Below are 15,226 nucleotides of genomic sequence, written 5' to 3'. Positions count from 1 at the left end.
CGTTTTGGCGAGTTGGCTTCTTTTGCCTTTTTAAAAGGTGAATGGAGATGATTGGAAATCTCATAACGACGCCCTTTGGGCGGCGATCAATGTCACTTGCGCATTTGAAAGCGCAGACACAAGCGCAGGAAATCGAAGCAGGGAAAACGGCCGACAAGTGGCAGGTCTATCGCTGGCTGTGCGAAGGCAAAGAAATCATTGGTATTGGCGACCGGTCCCTGGCCGTGCTCAATGCCTTGCTGTCGTTCCTGCCCGACAATGAACTGTCGGCGGACAACGGGCTGGTGGTCTTTCCTTCCAATGCCCAGCTTTCGATGCGCGCCCACGGCATGGCTAATGCCACGTTGCGCCGCCACCTCGCGGCGCTGCTCGAATGCGAGCTGATCACCCGCAAGGACAGCCCAAACGGCAAACGCTATTCGAGGAAGGGCAGGGGAGGGGAGATCACTGACGCGTTCGGCTTCTCCCTGGCCCCGCTGCTGGTACGCGCAGAAGAGCTGCAGCAGGCCGCTGAGAGCGTGCGCGCGGCGTCTATGGCCCTCAAGCTCGTTCGGGAGCGCATTACGCTGCACAGGCGCGATATTGGGAAGCTCATTGAGGTTGCCGTCGCGGAAGACGTTCCTGGCGACTGGGGAACACTCTGGAAGCGTTTTCGGGCGATTGTGGAGGCAATCCCGCGCCAGACAGTGCTTGCCGCCCTGGAGCCAATCCTATGCGATCTGGCGGCGCTGCACGACGAAGTGGCTATGCTGTTGGAAAAACATGTAAATGCTGAGAATCCGAGCGCCAATGAGTCTCAATATGAACCGCAGCAACAGAATTCAAAACCCGACTCTCATCCTGATCTTGAACCTCGCTTTCGAAAAAACCAAGGGCCGAAACTCGAGCTGGTAAAACCCAAGGCTGAAGATGTAACAAAAGCCTATCCGCTTGGACTGGTGATGAAGGCCTGTCCGGAAATCGCCGACTATGCGGCCAGTGGGATCAGCAACTGGCGCGATCTGATGACCACGGCGGCGCAGGTAAGGGGCTATCTCGGCATTTCCCCCTCGGCCTATGAGGATGCGCTCGATGTCTTTGGCCAGGAGAACACCGCCATCGTTATCGCCTGCATCCTGCAGCGAGCTCAAAACATCAATTCTGCCGGCGGTTACCTGCGAGCTTTGACCGAAAAGGCGAGGGTAGGGGAGTTTTCCGTCGGGCCGATGCTGATGGCGGCGTTGAAGGCTAATGGCGTCCATCCGCAGCTGGTGATCGCGACTTCATGACGAGTCGAATGGGCCGGTCAGCCGCCAGTTCCTTGCTGTTGCAGCGGCTGAACAGGCGCTCGGCCGGGCGGCGGGTCTTCGGTCGAACAAAAGGCGAGTGCCGCGAGCAGCGCAAAACACATGACGAGCGCAAGGAGGACGAGGTGCTGTTGTCTCATCCATCATCTCCGCTGTTTTGGACACAGTTCGATGCACATCGTTCCGCCTTCTGCTCGGCAATGGAATATCACCTGAGAATGGATCGAAAAGCGTATTATATATCAAACTGCCGGGTTTTGGGTTGAGTACCGTTTGAGCGGTATCCGGCTTTGGCCGCCGCCATCGCTGCCCGGTGTTTCGAGATAGGATTCGTATGTCTTCCGCACCTGGTCAGCGGCCCGTTGCTTCGATGCCTGGTCACCGCTCATTATGCCTTGGCGGAATTGTGAATGGCCAAGCAGAAAAATCCAGCGCCAGCGGCCTTTAAGCGGGCCTCCATCGATGCGATAGATCCGGCCGACGTCAATCCCATTCGGGGCAGTCGCTGTGAGCTCATGCGACGGCTCTTGCGCGCCAAGGCTGGTTTTTTGCCAAACGATCTCATCCATGCTCTCAAACGCCGTTCGGGCCATATTGTTTCACACGTGATAACGCATTTGTTTTCCCCGCCTTTGGCAATGAATTCCGCTTTAAGTTTCGGCCCAGGTGCCAAGATAGGTGCGACATGTACCACAATGGATTGGGGTGCTCGGAGTTACGTCTCGGGTGAGGGCAGGATTGTCGCGTCCAATAGACGGGGGTTGAAACCCTCCTTCACAGGTAATACCTTGTGGATAGAAATCATTACCGAGGGTGATATGACTACAACCGTTACGACGAAGGGGCAAGTGACTATCCCCAAGCCGGTGCGCGACTTTCTGGGAATAGTGCCAGGCAGCAAGGTTGATTTTCACCGGGCAAGCGATGGCAGCGTCGTTATTACGCGTGCCGACAGAAAGCAGCCCCCAAGCCGCTTTGGCAACCTGCGTGGCCATGCCGGCGACGGACTTGATACTGACGCGATCATGGCGCTGACGCGCGGTGAAACGTGATTCTGGTCGACACGAATGTTCTACTCGATCTCGTCACCGACGACCCGAATTGGGCCGATTGGTCGATCGCGCAGCTTGAGGCGGCATCCTTGCGCGGTCCACTACTGATCAATGATGTGGTCTATGCCGAGCTTGCGGTTCGTTACGGCCGCATTGAGGAACTTGAGGCGTTTGTCGGTGAAGCTGGCCTTGAAATTGTTCCAATACCGCGTGCTGCCCTGTTCCTGGCCGGAAAAGTCTTCATGCAATACCGTAGATCGGGAGGATCGCGCACCGGCGTTCTGCCCGACTTCTTCATTGGCGCTCAAGCGGCCGTTAGCCAACTGACCCTGCTCACCCGCGATGTCGGTCGATATCGAACTTATTTTCCATCGCTAACGCTGATCACCCCCGGTATTTGACGCATGTCCACCGTTACTGACCCACGAGGCGAGCCGAGAATTCACCTTCGGTCCGATCTGATGCAGCGGCCCTGCATTTATCGGATCGCGAGGGTTGCGACGGCTATTGTGATACCAACCCGAGCTTTTTGGCTCGGTCGAGCAGATTCTTGACCGACGAGGCTGCCCAAGTGGAAGAGCCGCGGGGCGTGCGTTCATGCATCGCTTCGAGCTGGCTGGCAATGTCGCGCAAGGCCAGGTCCGGGTTGGCCTTGGCGATGCCGGTGATCAGCGACATCAATCGGTCTTCCGGCGTGCGGCGAGGCGAGGGGCGTATCAGCCTAGGATCGGCCAAGCCTTCGCGAACCAGCCGTCTGACTGAGCGGCGCAGGCGATCAACGCTCCAATTCTGTCCCGTCTGATGGTTGAGACTGCGTGCTACGTCTTCCCACGGATGGTCCGGCCGCATGCGCTGCACCACCGGCAGCCAGGACGGCATGGTTGCGGTCAGATCCGAAAGATGACTCTTGTCACGCGCCTTTGCCGCCTTGGCAAGAGCATCGGGGAGCTGCTTGCGTAGGCCAGGATTGCCCGGAAGTCTGCCTCGCGCTTTGGCCGCCTTGATACCGGCCTTCGTACGCTCGGAAATCAGTGAGCGCTCCAATTGCGCAACAGCGCCCAGAACCTGCAAAGAAAACATACCTTGTGGCGTGGAGGTATCGATCGGATCGCGAAGCGAGCGAAAATGGGCGCCTTGCGCTTCCAACTGCTCGATGACGGCAAGCAGATGGCTGACAGACCGTGCCAGACGATCGAGCCGCACCACGACCAAGACATCGCCGGCATTGATCTCGCGCAGTAATCTTGCCAGCACAGGCCGGGCCCGGGACGCGCCGGATCCGTGTTCCTCCAAGATCTCGTGACAACCCGCGGTTTTCAGTTCGATGAGCTGGGCATCATGTACCTGATCTTCAGTGGAGACGCGGGCATAACCGATTAGGCGGGGCTTTTGGAGAGCTTTCATCCGAGGATTCTAGCAACGAAAAACGCCTTTGTACAATATCGGAAGTTATGGATAAACGGTCAGTTGAAAATGCCGATAATAGGTGAGCGAGCATCTCTAAAGTAGACGAAACGCCGGAAAGCTGGGAAAACGCGCATCTGGATGATCGACGGGGCACTACAGATCGAATGCAACTTCGAGCAGGTATGCCTTGCATAGCGAGTTACACATTTTTAGTCTGATAAGAGGAAGCTAATTGTTATTTAATTTCAGTGTGACGAAAAGTATTAACGTAAACAGTGTGTTAAAGTCCTCAACGTTCGCGTCGGCAAAATCTTAAAACGGGTAACCGGACCAAATTCCCGGGCAGATAGATTTTCAAGCGCAGCGAATTCTGATTCAAGGTGGCATGAACCTGCCATCCGTTGATTCTGTTGAGACCTTGTCGCTCGGTGCCATGCGCCGGCTGGTTGCGGGTTTGGTCGGCAAGATGGATGAGCTTGAAGCGGACGTCGGAGCGCTGCGCGCCGCGAACCAGAGCCTGCGTGATGACAATGAACGACTGAAGCTGGAAAACGATAGTCTGCGCCTCGATAACCAATTGCTTCGAGACGAAATCGCCCGGCTGAAGAATTTGCCGCCACGACCGCCGTTTCGGCCATCGGGATGGAGAACGCGAGCAAGCCTACAGCCGGGAAAAATAGCAGCAAGGGCGGCCGCGGTGTTAAGCGCGATCGGGTCACGCGCGAGGTAATCGTCAAAGCGGACGCGCCGGAAGAGCAGCATCGACGCCACGTGTGTGAATCTCACGAGCCGTTACAAAGTGGCTGCCATAGCGTCGTGCCGCGTCAACATCCGCCAGACGTGCGCTGCCAACACTGCGCAGGCCGACTTGCACGATGCCCGCGACATGCGGCATCTCACTCGCCCGACGCATAGGGCTGGAGTAGCCGTAGCGTTCGCCGTGGACCTCGTCGCGCCAGTCGATATGGGCATCAATCTGCAAAACCCAGACAGGGCCGTCGTCTCTAAAGCTGGCGAGAAAGGGAAATGTCAGAGAACAATCGCCGCCGAGCAGGATCGGTACGGCCTGCAATGCCAAGGCTTCACGCGTCTTCGCCTCGATACGGGCTCGATTGCCTTCATTGTCATGCATGGTGGTCTGGATGTCGCCAGCATCAATACAGCATCCCGGCTCGCCGTTAAAAAGCGGCCCTCCAAGATCAAAATCCCAGTGCTCTACGAGTGTGGCATCGTCTTGGCTTGCAGCGCGAATCGCGTCAGCTGACAGGGTGTAGCCGCTACTGTCCTTGCCCGGATAGGTGCTGCCGTGACCAACACCAAATATCACCATACGGTGGCATTCGGTCGTCGCCAAGATTAGCGGGAAAACCGAGAAAAGAGGATGAGATGTTCATTGGGGCGGTCCTGAAAAGGTGAAATTCTGTTAAGCAAGCATGGTGAGTAGTTTACGGGTGTCGCATCCTACACCAAACCGAGGACCCGTTGTCCGTAATCCCTAAGTTCCCCCTTGGGGCCGACATACCGATAGGTTCCATTGTTCGGCAGGTTTGAAAAGAGAGCTTAGCGTAGGATTCCGCCCCCTCCCGCAAACAACCCCAAGTACGTGGATATCGTCGCGGCATCCATTTGAACTATCTTGCCCGGGAATTTGGTCCGGTTACTTAAAACGGTACGCGGGGCAGATTTCCGGTGTGGCTTCTAACGATTTCAATTTGAAACGCTAAGCCAGAAACAGGTTGTTGATTTTTTGACTAAGCGTTTCAAATCTGAGAGTGCGACGATCGCGTGGACCTGTATAAACAGTGGTTTAATGGCGAATGCCTGCAAGACATTTCTCAGTTTTGGTAATTATCGGTAAACAGTAAGCGGCGGAGAAAAGTAGCCGGCTGGGGGCGATTCTGTCCCCGACAGAAGATGTCATGAGGTCTCACGTGGTATTCTTGCCGCTGAACACCTCCGCCAAATAGTCAATAAACACCCTGACTTTACGTGGGGTATGCCGTCGCTGAGCGTAGAACGCAAAGATCGGTTGCTCGATGGGTTCATAGTCCGGCAGCAGCCGCACGAGGCGATTCTCCGCTATATCCTGGGCGACCATGAAATCGCCCAAGAGGGAATAGCCCCCTCCCGTAAGGCAGGCGTTTCTCACCGCTCGCGCTGAGTTCATTGTCAGATGCTGCGGCACTTCGAAGTCAATGACCTTTCCTCCATGCGAAAACCTATGTACGCGCCCCCAATTCCCGCTGACCTGAGTAACGGATGGGCAAGCTCTGATCTCATCTAAGGTCTTGGGTGTCCCATATCGCTCGCAAAACTGGGGCGTAGCGACGAACACGATCCTCTGCGTGAAAATCCTCTGTGCGATCAGGGATGAATCGTTCAACGGTCCTACCCGGATGGCGACATCGAAGTGCTCTCCTATGAGATCGACCAGCCGATTGCCAAGGTCGATAGAGACATCGAGCTGCGGGAACCTTCGCAGGAACTCAGGAACCGCTGGTGCCAGGCACTCATTGCCAAAGGCCGTTACGCAGGAGACGTGGAGCTGGCCGCGGGGGTGTCGTGGCGTTCGCGTACCGCACTCCGCATCAGATCAAGCTCCTCCAGGAGGCAGGTGCTCTTTTGAACGAACTCCATCCCGGCATCTGTCAGATTGATCTGCCTGGTGGTGCGGTTGAAGAGACGTACGCCGAGATCGGCCTCAAGGTCTGCCACAATGCGGCTTACCGAGGCAGCGGAAAGGCGCAAATCCCGGCTCGCAGAAGAGAAGCTGTTATGCCTGGCGACTGCCACGGCCACCTTCATGGCCTCGATCATATCCATTCGCCATTCTTCCGAAATTCAAAATAATGTCTCTCATCGAGCGACCATTAACACGGAAATCGGATTCATGCATCAATACGGCGAACGCTCAAATTGAGGAGATGGACATGCCCACGAATCCTAGCTGGATACTTCGGAGCTACCCTTCCGCAATGCCTTCCGTCGAGAACTGGGCCTTGGAGGACCGCCCAATTCCCCAGCCTGCGGATGGTGAGTTGCTGGTGAAAACTTTGTGGCTCTCCGTCGACCCCTATATGCGCGGTCGGATCAGCCCCGCGAAGAATTATGCTACTGGTTTTAAAATTGGCGATCTGATGTGCGGCGGCGGAATTGGCGAGGTAATTACATCTGAGTCTCCAGAGTTCAAGCCAGGCGACGTCGTGATGAGCGATCATTTTGGTTGGCAGCCGTTTAGCGTTATCCCGGCCGCGTCAGCCAAATCAGTGACAATTACGGACGCTCCGATTCAGTCCGCGCTGAGCTATCTCGGCATGCCCGGTCTCACCGCCTACTTTGCCCTCCTCAAAACCGCGACTCCGAAGGTGGGGGAAACGGTGTTGATCTCGGCCGCCTCAGGAGCTGTGGGGCAGATTGCGGGACAAATCGCGCGGATCAAAGGGTTCGACCCAGTCGCTGTTGCGGGCTCAGACGAGAAGCTGGAATGGTGCAGGGAGCTTGGATATCGGACCGGCGTCAATCATCGAAGCTCGGCTGATCTCGTGGCAGATGTCGCCACCGCATGCCCCGAAGGCGTCGATGTCTTTATCGACAATACCGCCGGGCCGATTCACGATGCAGCCATGCTAAACCTCAACACCTTTGGCAGGGTGGTGGTCGTCGGGACTATTGCCTTGGCCGACCGATTTGACCAGCCCGATATCGGTGTCAGGCATCTCAGAAGGACGCTGATTACCCGTGCGCGGATTGAAGGGTTCTTGCTCGACGACCACGAGGGAGAATACGAAATCGGGATTGCCGATCTGCAGTCATGGTACAAACAGGGACTGCTTCAGACACGGGAAGATGTTGCGGAAGGGGTTGAGACCGTGCCCCACGCTTTCGTTCGGATGTTGAAGGGAGAGAACTTCGGCAAGCAACTGGTCAAGCTATGATGCTCTGAACGAAAGTTTGTCCGCTTGGGCCCTACTGCGAATTTTGTGCACGTGTTACCGGAGAGACTGAGGATATCGTTGGCTGACCGTGGCCTTGCGGAGACCCAAAACAGCCGCCACCGTGTCCGCTGCATCCCGGTTTTCAATCGATAACTCATCCGGCCTGTAAAACGTCGCCATGCAACCGAAGAAACATCCGACGATAGGTCGTGGGAGCAACGGGAGAGGATTGATTTTTCCCGTTGTGAACGTGACGGTCTCCCCGCCAGCTCTCTCAATTCTTACCGTTTGAATTTCGCCGCCGAGAAGGTTGCTTTCTGGTGGGCCTTTGCGAACACGCACGGTTACCTTGCGATCACCGGGATTGTCGTTGCCCCTGATCCTGCACACCCCCTTGATTTCGTCCCGATAGCCCGTCGCCCCATTCAATTCCTTGAAGGGTGCTGCGACCGTTATGCACCCGTTCTTGGCCGTCTTGACAACGCGCCCCATCTCTTCGATCGGCTTCAACTCGGGGCATCCAGCGTCTTGGATGCGAATTGATCGCCACTTACCGCAAATCATGTAGCTTCTGCGCGGGTCGACTGGTTCAAAGGCGTGCGAGATATCGAAGTTTTCCATAAGATTGTCAGCAGTAAGGGCATATGGTGGCTCAGAATGAATGACTACATCCTCGTCTTCGGTCAGAGGAGCCATCCTGGCTTGTGAATTGGCGGCCAACGCATCTTCCAAAAAGGCGCGCGCTTGGTGTTGGCTGGCCACGTGAGCAAAAAAGTATCCGCCAAACCAGAGAACGGGGATTATCAAACACCACTTTGGAAGCCTGCCCATCGCGCAGTCGAACGGGATTAGGAGAAACGCCAAGTTGATCGTAATGATGCCCCAGAACAAAGCCTGCAGCATCCAGAAGAATACACCAATGAAGGGTATGGCCTGAAGCAGGAACGCGACAGCGGTGAACAGGAATAATGCTACTGAAAGGGGATATCTGCGGCGGAACATAGTTTTTGTAATACCATGTACCAAATAATAAAACTTCAACTCAGCGCTTAAAAATGTATAGACCCCAAATTCTAACATCGATCATGCGGCTAAATTGCATGGAGTCCGGACCTCTGGGGCGTCAAGACTAATCTCTGAAGGTCAATGCCATTTTTATGAGAAGCGTCCAGCAGCTCGCCCATTCGCCAATAGCGCGCGCTGAGCCGAGAGTTGCCTGTCGCCGGATGGCGTTGGAGTAAATCGTAGCGGTAATTTATCCTAAAAGGATCGCGACAATATACTAATTTTCAATTACATAGAGTCAGATTGGTGGTCTTTGCTACATAATTCCGGAATTAGTAGGTGAGCCGAATAATGCATGTGCCAATCTATTCGTCATTATGGCCGTAACGATGACCGAGCCCTCACCATTGAATGACCGAGATGGGGCCGACAGGAGACCGGCAGCTTCGCGGCGCAGATTACCAGAAAGCGGAACTTCAGACTCTTCGACTTGATTGGACCCATTGCGCATTCAGCTCGGCTTCTCGCCCATTGCTGCCGCTCGACGACAGCGCCGGGCATATCCCGTGATGGCCCCGAGCGGACATTGATTCGCCGGGTTCGCGCTCGCCAATCTTGGTGGTGATGCGCGGGCGGGAGGGCGCGCCGCCGCCGAGTAAGGAAACTTCCACTTGACGCTGCCGTCGCCCCAATCGCCTAGCTATGATATGCTTCCACAAATAATAGCCATTGGGAGGCCAAGCGAAATGTCTACCGATGATCCAGCTTACCTGAACCGTGGCGAGGGACGCACCTACCAAATGGGACGCATTACCCTCACATTTAAAGCCAGCGAGGATGCGGGCTACAGCATCTGTGAGACCGTCGACGCGCCGGGCGGAACCGGAGCTTCTCTTCATCGGCATCCCACATATCAAGAGACGCACATCGTCATGGAGGGAGAATATGAGTTCCAAATTGGCGATCAGATCGTGCGGTTAGGACCGGGTGGCATGGCCTTTATGCCGAAAGGCGTCGTGCACGGGATCAGGAAGATCAGCGGGGGCATCGGCCGCCAATTGATCATAAGCTCCCCCGCCGGTGTGTTTGAGGCATTTGTGGCCGAAGTTGCGGCCGCACAAGTGGACACGGGCAATGCGGATCGTGCCGGATCGCTCGATTTTAGAGCAATATGTGCGAAACATGGCATTGAGTTCATCGCCGAAAGCGTCGGGCAATGACCGCTAACGAGCGCAAAGCTGCCGCCTACGTATCACCAAATGAGAGTCCGTGTAGGGCCAACAGCGGTCATCCATTGATGTCGGCTTTGCGCCACTTCCGGACGTTTGCCAGGAATGCCAAAAACGTCGCGTCTCGACCCTGAGCTGCCATTCGAGCGTTGCGGTCGCGTCTTGAGAAGGACACTGCTCACGGCCGCCACGTTCAGCGGTGCGCGGAAGCCCCCGCGCGTCCGCCAGGAATAATTCGTCCTCGGTGTCGGAATGCGTCGGTGCCGTTCGTCCTATGGGCGCGAAAGAGGAATCCCTATCTTGTCCTCAGCGGAAGGATGAACTGCCATGCCCACTGAAACGACGACACCGCTCGGTTCGGCGGCGCGGGCAACTCTGGCGAGGTGGCTCGCCATGGTCGCAAGCGGTGACTTTGGCGAGCTGGACTCGATCATTGACGCCGAGGCGATCTACCATTCGCCGGTGGAGTGGCACCCCTATCCGGGACATGACCTGGTGTGCCTTCTGGTCCGAACCGCGGCGGGGGTTTTCGAGGACTTCAGGTATGAACGCCAGATGGCGGGCGGCGACAGCGCCATGCTCGAATTCGCCGCGCATGTCGGCGACATCCAGATGAAGGGCGCGCATCTCATCCGCTTCAACGCTGATGGGGAGATCTTGGACATCGACCTGATCGCGCGGCCGGCCAAGGGCGTCATGGCCCTCGGTAATGGAGTAGGGGACAAGATCGGACCGCAGGTCAAGGCGGTGCTGGCCGCCGCAAGCCGGGCGTGACGGTGGCGGACTAGGGGAGCTCAATGCGAATCGCCTCTGATGTCCGCTTCGCGCTCAATATCGGTCGTTGAAGCCCGCTCTACCGTGCCGAAAGCGGACATTAACACAGTCTGGTGGCGCCGTGCGCCACATTGGTCGCTGCCGGCGCCTACGAACGCTTCTGACCCCAGCCGTTCGATTTCTCCGCGCACGGCGAACCGCAGCGAGTGGATGCAGTAAGACGCTCGGTCCACTCGCGCAGACGCAGATCAAAGGAAAGTTCGCGTTGTAGACGCATTTTGGAGCTCGTCCTACGACTTACTTCCGCTGAAAATCTCAGGGTATGCGAACAGCCCGGGCGTGCCGCCGGTGTGGATGAAAAGCACGTCGTGCGAAGGTTTGAGCAGGCCGGATTCGATCTGCTGGAAAAGAACGGCCATCGCCTTCGATGTATAGACCGGATCGAGTAGGATGCCCTCATACTTCGCGCATGTCATGATGGCTTGCCGAGAGAACTCGTTGGGTAACCCATAACCAGGAAGATACATGCCGTCCTCGAGGACGATCGCCGAACTGACGGCAGCAGCATCAGCGCCCACCAGCGCAGATACGCCAGCCACTAGGGCCTCAACGATAGGGCGCTGCTTCTCGGCCGAGCGGGATATCGTCGCTCCGACTAGTTTAGCCTTCGATTTCGTGAGGTGAAGGCCAGCGAGCAGCCCCGCATGTGTGCCTGCAGACCCGGAAACCACAAAGATGTGCGTGAAGTTCTTTTCCATCGCACGCTCCTGCTCGGAGATCTCGAAGGCACAGGTCACGTAACCCAGGCACCCGATCGGGTTGGAACAACCCAATGGTATGACGTAGGGCGATTTTCTCATCTCCTGCAGCTGCGTGGCGCAGTCGGTAACCGCTTCCGCCAGATTGGCGTTCCGCTGGACTAGGTGAACTTTGGCGTCAACGAGGTTCTCGATCAGCCGGTTCGCCGAGCCGTAATATGCTTCCAGCCGGTCAGGGACCTCGTCGATCAGGACGAGATGGCATTCCAGGCCGAGCTTAGCCGCAGCGGCTGCGGTCAGCCGCGCGCTGTTGGACTGCAAAGCGCCTGATGTGACAATGACGTTGCATCCCTTCGCCTGCGCATCGGCCAGGAGATACTCGAGCTTTCGCAGCTTGTTGCCGCCCATCGCAACGCTGCCGAAATCGTCCCGCTTCATGAAGATGCGAGGGCCGCCCAGGGCAGCGGATAACCTCTCGAGGTGCTCGATCGGGGTGGGCCATTGGGACAATGTCAGTCTGGGATGCATCTCTTGCTGCATTGGACGGACTCCTGCTTTACCCTGCAAAGGTGAACCTATTACGGTCAACCGGCAAGCGGCAGCACGCTGACGATTTGAGACGGTCATTGTCAGGAAGAGGACATCGAGTCCCGCTTGATGACCTTCGGAATTCCTCACAAGCACAATGTGCGAAGATTGCCCTCGTTCTGCGAACGTCGGCCAACGGCGTAAAAGCTGCGATCAAACTGCATAAAAGAAAGTCTCCTATGGGCGATTAGCTGACGTTCACGCCAAAAGCGACCACGTCGGCACAGCCACGTTTATCTGTTTTCCCATAAGACCTCGCTTCATTGACACACCAAAATTCGCGCAAGTTCTGTCCCACTGAGATAACCTTTGTTTTTTGGGACGCACCGTCTCAATGTGTCTTAGACATCATGGCACATGGGAGGCAAATATGGGCGCCATAGTTGGTTATGCGCGAACGTCAACCACTGAGCAGATTGCGGGACTGGAGGCACAGCATCGCGATTTGACGGCGGCTGGCGTAACCAGGCTTTATTCGGAGCGGGTCTCGTCAGTCGCCCATCGCGAGGAGTTACAGCACGCATTGGATTATATCCCTGACAGACGACGAATTGCGCGACCAGCTTTCGCAACTGGAAGAAGATCTGGGCATCTACGAAGGCCATGGAGAGTTTTCCATCGGAACGACGGGCAATCAAGAGCCGATCGATCCTCAAACCATCAGTGCCATTAAACGCAAGATTGCCGAACTCAGGGCAATGCTCAGCCTCGATGAGTGACGAACCAATTCGGCTGCCACCGCAAATTTCTTACCCTGAACACATGGAGAAGGCTCCGGCCGGGCTGTTCGAGCACTACTGCATGCATGAAGGCTGCAAGTCGTGGGGGGCGTTCGGGTTTGAGAAGCGATACGGCCAGGAATGGTACTGCAGCGAGCACAAGAACGATGCTGGAGACTCGCAAAGAAAACCCGGCCTGGCTAATTGCTCGACCGGGCAAAAACACTAGAGACTACTACTTTGTGGCGTGAATAATTATCTTTCCCATAGATACCTTTGGCGCATCCACGCTAATGTGGGCTGCGTTCTTTGCAATCCACTCCTTTGCCATGCTGACACTCTCATCGATGCCTGCCTGGTCTTGGCATACGGTCATGGACAGCCCGCCATCACTTTCACTACTACGGGCCAGAGTGTAGCTCACAAATCCTGTTGTTGAGCGCAAAAGCACTTCAATGTCTGCCTTGCGTTCCTCCAGCAATGCAAACAGTTCTTTCGAGCCCTTACCTGAATAAGTTCTTACAACGACATCCATAATGGATTCCAATTCAACGAATGCGTCCATAATCTGAACGCGCATCGTGGCGAGCATCGATCCAAACCAACGGCTCCGGTCCTGCTGACCAATATACCCAGTAAGGTGCGCCCATGGACCAATTATTACAATGTAATAATATTTCAATGATTGGCCTTCCAGTTGGAACTGCCTTCGAAATGCGTAATGGCCAGATCATCCGAAAAGACTAATTTTAGTCCCCATGGATTTCCATGAGCGAACCAAGAGGAACCAATAACGGCGTATGCTGTTTTAGTTGGCTGCGTCCTCATGGTGAGAGCGATATGGGCATGCTTCTAAGAAGATTAGCTAATCCACTGTCCTCAGCATTTCTGGTGGTTAAATAAATGGCGAAACGCTCAACCCGAAAACTCCTTGCGTTTCCGCCGATCGTTCGATTGCCCAAGGGCAAGAACAGTTGCCGCATCGCTCCAAAGGTGGTGGTGGCCTTGTAGAGATTGCACATGGCCTAGATTGATAATTGTTCCCTAGTTGTGCGCAAAGATGAGGCGTAAACTTGCGCGATCAAAATACGAAAAGGGGGAGTAGGCGGACTTTTCCAAAGGGAGGTTACTATGCTTGTTACGAATAGGCGCGCTTTCATGAAAGCGGCAATTGCGGGACCTGTCGTTGCCGCGTTTAAAAATCCACATACCGCATTGGCGGCGGATCCAGGAATGACCAAGGCGTCGCTCGGATACTACCAGTTTGCGCTCGGTGAATTCCACGTCACTGCTGTCTGCGACGGAGTGTTTTCCCTTCCCACAGACAGCATCGCGACCAATGTCGAAGCGGATGAAAAGGAGGCGTATTTCGACGCGCACTACATTGCGCCGGATGAGTTCAAACTCCAGCTGAACACGCTGGTTGTCGATACCGGGCAAAAACGCATCCTAGTCGACACGGGTATTGGTCCTGGTAAAGACTGGGCTCCGCGTGCCGGACGTCTGGTCAAGTCCCTTGAAGGGGCAGGCATTGAAGCCAGTTCGATCGACACGGTTGTCCTTACGCACTGCCATCCCGATCACGTCGGCGGGCTCGAGGCCGATCCGGCCAAGCAATTTCCGAATGCCAACATAGTCCTTTCGGAGACCGAACTTGATCTCTGGAACGGGCCGGACGCTGCATCGAAACTTCCGGAATGGGCAACGCCAAATCTGCCTGTGGTTCAGAAGGTATTTTCAACGCTCGGAGACAGAGTGCAGCCAATCAAGGGCGGGGCCGATGTTATGACGGGCATCACGGTTCTCGATACGGCAGGTCACACCCAGGGGCATATTTCACTGCTGGTGGCTTCCGGGCGTGAACAGCTTTTGATCACGGGTGATCCTATCGCCAATATCCACATCGCCTTTGACAAGCCGGAATGGCAGATCATGTGGGACCATGATCGTGAGAAGGGCGCGAAGACCCGCAGGGCCTTGTTGGAGCGGGCCGCAAGCGACAGGCTGCTGGTCTGCGGCTATCACTATCCGTTCCCTGGAGTTGGCCACGTAGTGAAAGAGGAAAAGGGCTTTCGTTGGCTGCCGACTGACTGGGTCTGAAAGAAGTTGATCGATCACAAGACCTGGCTGCCCCCGATTCTTTTTCCTCGGGATCGTGGTACAGTCTGAACAGCTTCGGATTTAAGGATATTTCTATCCATGGACGCGGGAAAATGCGTGTGTGGATCGATGATTACATGGCAGAATCATCTTCCCAACTCCAACCACAAAATTGATTCGAGCCTCCAGCATGGTACAAGCAGTATCGGTCGTTCTACTGATGATTTTCATGTTACTAACCAGTCTGGTTGTATCTTCGTATAAATATTTGGTAGCGCCCCCCGGTAGCGGTATCGAAGGCGGGTACATGAGTGTGAGCCTCGGCCCAGTAATCATATTCTTCGGCCTTCATCTGGCATTGTACTGGTCTTAT

17 protein-coding genes and 2 pseudogenes are annotated in these 15,226 nt (G+C 55.6%); 10 read left to right on the top strand and 9 right to left on the bottom strand.

Annotation, left to right across the window (positions count from 1 at the left end; genetic code table 11):
- Positions 1–47 precede the first annotated feature (47 nt).
- On the top strand, positions 48–1,268 hold the full coding sequence (gene repC, locus BLM14_RS22345) for a plasmid replication protein RepC (protein WP_100002203.1): 1,221 nt from the start codon (positions 48–50) through the stop codon (positions 1,266–1,268).
- A gap of 17 nt (positions 1,269–1,285) precedes the next feature.
- Here the strand turns inward: repC and BLM14_RS31225 are convergent, their stop codons facing one another.
- Positions 1,286–1,426 carry a hypothetical protein gene (locus BLM14_RS31225; protein WP_157929581.1) on the bottom strand — a complete coding sequence of 47 codons (141 nt, stop codon included), beginning with the start codon at positions 1,424–1,426 and terminating at the stop codon, positions 1,286–1,288.
- Positions 1,427–1,528: 102 nt separating this feature from the next.
- Positions 1,529–1,855 (bottom strand): hypothetical protein, encoded by a 327-nt coding sequence (locus tag BLM14_RS22340; RefSeq protein ID WP_133123863.1) that lies wholly within the window; start codon positions 1,853–1,855, stop codon positions 1,529–1,531.
- A 249-nt stretch (positions 1,856–2,104) separates the two neighbouring features.
- Between BLM14_RS22340 and BLM14_RS22335 the strand changes: the two genes are divergently transcribed.
- Positions 2,105–2,338 carry an AbrB/MazE/SpoVT family DNA-binding domain-containing protein gene (locus BLM14_RS22335; RefSeq protein WP_100002039.1) on the top strand — a complete coding sequence of 78 codons (234 nt, stop codon included), beginning with the start codon at positions 2,105–2,107 and terminating at the stop codon, positions 2,336–2,338.
- On the top strand, positions 2,335–2,739 hold the full coding sequence (locus tag BLM14_RS22330; RefSeq protein ID WP_100002038.1) for a type II toxin-antitoxin system VapC family toxin: 405 nt from the start codon (positions 2,335–2,337) through the stop codon (positions 2,737–2,739). The genes BLM14_RS22335 and BLM14_RS22330 overlap by 4 nt, the downstream gene beginning before the upstream one ends.
- A 103-nt stretch (positions 2,740–2,842) precedes the next feature.
- On the opposite strand, the gene BLM14_RS22325 is transcribed toward BLM14_RS22330, so the two are convergent.
- Positions 2,843–3,742, bottom strand: a complete 900-nt coding sequence (locus BLM14_RS22325) for a recombinase family protein (protein WP_100002037.1) — start codon at positions 3,740–3,742, stop codon at positions 2,843–2,845.
- Between the two features lie 388 nt (positions 3,743–4,130).
- Between BLM14_RS22325 and BLM14_RS31220 the strand changes: the two genes are divergently transcribed.
- On the top strand, positions 4,131–4,475 hold the full coding sequence (locus tag BLM14_RS31220; RefSeq protein WP_133123862.1) for a hypothetical protein: 345 nt from the start codon (positions 4,131–4,133) through the stop codon (positions 4,473–4,475).
- 21 nt (positions 4,476–4,496) lie between these two features.
- Here the strand turns inward: BLM14_RS31220 and BLM14_RS22315 are convergent.
- The 3 genes and pseudogenes from BLM14_RS22315 to BLM14_RS22300 all read right to left on the bottom strand — a co-directional run.
- Positions 4,497–5,139: pseudogene (locus tag BLM14_RS22315) on the bottom strand (arginase family protein); the annotation flags it as partial.
- Between the two features lie 533 nt (positions 5,140–5,672).
- A complete protein-coding gene (locus BLM14_RS22305) occupies positions 5,673–6,251 on the bottom strand; it encodes a substrate binding domain-containing protein (protein ID WP_237143630.1) in 579 nt (192 codons plus the stop codon).
- A gap of 20 nt (positions 6,252–6,271) precedes the next feature.
- Positions 6,272–6,568, bottom strand: coding sequence for a LysR family transcriptional regulator (locus BLM14_RS22300; protein ID WP_100002034.1), 297 nt, complete (start codon positions 6,566–6,568; stop codon positions 6,272–6,274).
- A 152-nt stretch (positions 6,569–6,720) separates the two neighbouring features.
- Here BLM14_RS22300 and BLM14_RS22295 point away from each other — a divergent pair, with 152 nt between their 5' ends.
- On the top strand, positions 6,721–7,680 hold the full coding sequence (locus tag BLM14_RS22295) for an NADP-dependent oxidoreductase (RefSeq protein ID WP_237143588.1): 960 nt from the start codon (positions 6,721–6,723) through the stop codon (positions 7,678–7,680).
- Positions 7,681–7,734: 54 nt separating this feature from the next.
- Here BLM14_RS22295 and BLM14_RS22290 read toward each other — a convergent pair whose 3' ends face one another.
- On the bottom strand, positions 7,735–8,760 hold the full coding sequence (locus BLM14_RS22290; protein WP_100002032.1) for a hypothetical protein: 1,026 nt from the start codon (positions 8,758–8,760) through the stop codon (positions 7,735–7,737).
- A 671-nt stretch (positions 8,761–9,431) separates the two neighbouring features.
- Here BLM14_RS22290 and BLM14_RS22285 point away from each other — a divergent pair.
- Together BLM14_RS22285 and BLM14_RS22280 are read left to right on the top strand one after the other, a co-directional pair.
- Positions 9,432–9,905 (top strand): cupin domain-containing protein, encoded by a 474-nt coding sequence (locus BLM14_RS22285; RefSeq protein WP_157929580.1) that lies wholly within the window; start codon positions 9,432–9,434, stop codon positions 9,903–9,905.
- A 336-nt stretch (positions 9,906–10,241) separates the two neighbouring features.
- A complete protein-coding gene (locus BLM14_RS22280) occupies positions 10,242–10,688 on the top strand; it encodes a nuclear transport factor 2 family protein (RefSeq protein WP_100002030.1) in 447 nt (148 codons plus the stop codon).
- A 290-nt stretch (positions 10,689–10,978) separates the two neighbouring features.
- On the opposite strand, the gene BLM14_RS22275 is transcribed toward BLM14_RS22280, so the two are convergent.
- Positions 10,979–11,986 (bottom strand): D-cysteine desulfhydrase family protein, encoded by a 1,008-nt coding sequence (locus BLM14_RS22275; protein ID WP_100002029.1) that lies wholly within the window; start codon positions 11,984–11,986, stop codon positions 10,979–10,981.
- 382 nt (positions 11,987–12,368) lie between these two features.
- Here BLM14_RS22275 and BLM14_RS32550 point away from each other — a divergent pair.
- Together BLM14_RS32550 and BLM14_RS32020 are read left to right on the top strand one after the other, a co-directional pair.
- Positions 12,369–12,512 (top strand): annotated as a pseudogene (locus BLM14_RS32550) (recombinase family protein); the annotation flags it as partial.
- Between the two features lie 73 nt (positions 12,513–12,585).
- Positions 12,586–12,753 (top strand): hypothetical protein, encoded by a 168-nt coding sequence (locus BLM14_RS32020; RefSeq protein ID WP_237143634.1) that lies wholly within the window; start codon positions 12,586–12,588, stop codon positions 12,751–12,753.
- Positions 12,754–12,988: 235 nt separating this feature from the next.
- On the opposite strand, the gene BLM14_RS22260 is transcribed toward BLM14_RS32020, so the two are convergent.
- Positions 12,989–13,435 carry a hypothetical protein gene (locus BLM14_RS22260; RefSeq protein WP_244912469.1) on the bottom strand — a complete coding sequence of 149 codons (447 nt, stop codon included), beginning with the start codon at positions 13,433–13,435 and terminating at the stop codon, positions 12,989–12,991.
- 476 nt (positions 13,436–13,911) lie between these two features.
- On the opposite strand from BLM14_RS22260, the gene BLM14_RS22255 reads away from it, so the two are divergent.
- A complete protein-coding gene (locus tag BLM14_RS22255) occupies positions 13,912–14,853 on the top strand; it encodes an MBL fold metallo-hydrolase (protein ID WP_157929579.1) in 942 nt (313 codons plus the stop codon).
- Positions 14,854–15,226: the final 373 nt, after the last annotated feature.

This window comes from Phyllobacterium zundukense (assembly GCF_002764115.1).
GTDB lineage: Bacteria > Pseudomonadota > Alphaproteobacteria > Rhizobiales > Rhizobiaceae > Phyllobacterium > Phyllobacterium zundukense.
This window is presented reverse-complemented; position numbering and strand designations above follow the sequence as displayed.

Coding starts and splice junctions, on each gene's coding strand:
- BLM14_RS22335 (WP_100002039.1), top strand. CDS start 2,105: ATGACTACAACCGTTACGACGAAGGGGCAAGTGACTATCCCCAAGCCG.
- BLM14_RS22255 (WP_157929579.1), top strand. CDS start 13,912: ATGAAAGCGGCAATTGCGGGACCTGTCGTTGCCGCGTTTAAAAATCCA.
- repC (WP_100002203.1), top strand. CDS start 48: ATGATTGGAAATCTCATAACGACGCCCTTTGGGCGGCGATCAATGTCA.
- BLM14_RS22290 (WP_100002032.1), bottom strand. CDS start 8,760: ATGTTAGAATTTGGGGTCTATACATTTTTAAGCGCTGAGTTGAAGTTT.
- BLM14_RS22325 (WP_100002037.1), bottom strand. CDS start 3,742: ATGAAAGCTCTCCAAAAGCCCCGCCTAATCGGTTATGCCCGCGTCTCC.
- BLM14_RS22300 (WP_100002034.1), bottom strand. CDS start 6,568: ATGGATATGATCGAGGCCATGAAGGTGGCCGTGGCAGTCGCCAGGCAT.
- BLM14_RS31225 (WP_157929581.1), bottom strand. CDS start 1,426: ATGAGACAACAGCACCTCGTCCTCCTTGCGCTCGTCATGTGTTTTGCG.
- BLM14_RS22340 (WP_133123863.1), bottom strand. CDS start 1,855: ATGGATGAGATCGTTTGGCAAAAAACCAGCCTTGGCGCGCAAGAGCCG.
- BLM14_RS22275 (WP_100002029.1), bottom strand. CDS start 11,986: ATGCAGCAAGAGATGCATCCCAGACTGACATTGTCCCAATGGCCCACC.
- BLM14_RS22280 (WP_100002030.1), top strand. CDS start 10,242: ATGCCCACTGAAACGACGACACCGCTCGGTTCGGCGGCGCGGGCAACT.
- BLM14_RS31220 (WP_133123862.1), top strand. CDS start 4,131: ATGAACCTGCCATCCGTTGATTCTGTTGAGACCTTGTCGCTCGGTGCC.
- BLM14_RS22295 (WP_237143588.1), top strand. CDS start 6,721: ATGCCTTCCGTCGAGAACTGGGCCTTGGAGGACCGCCCAATTCCCCAG.
- BLM14_RS22285 (WP_157929580.1), top strand. CDS start 9,432: ATGTCTACCGATGATCCAGCTTACCTGAACCGTGGCGAGGGACGCACC.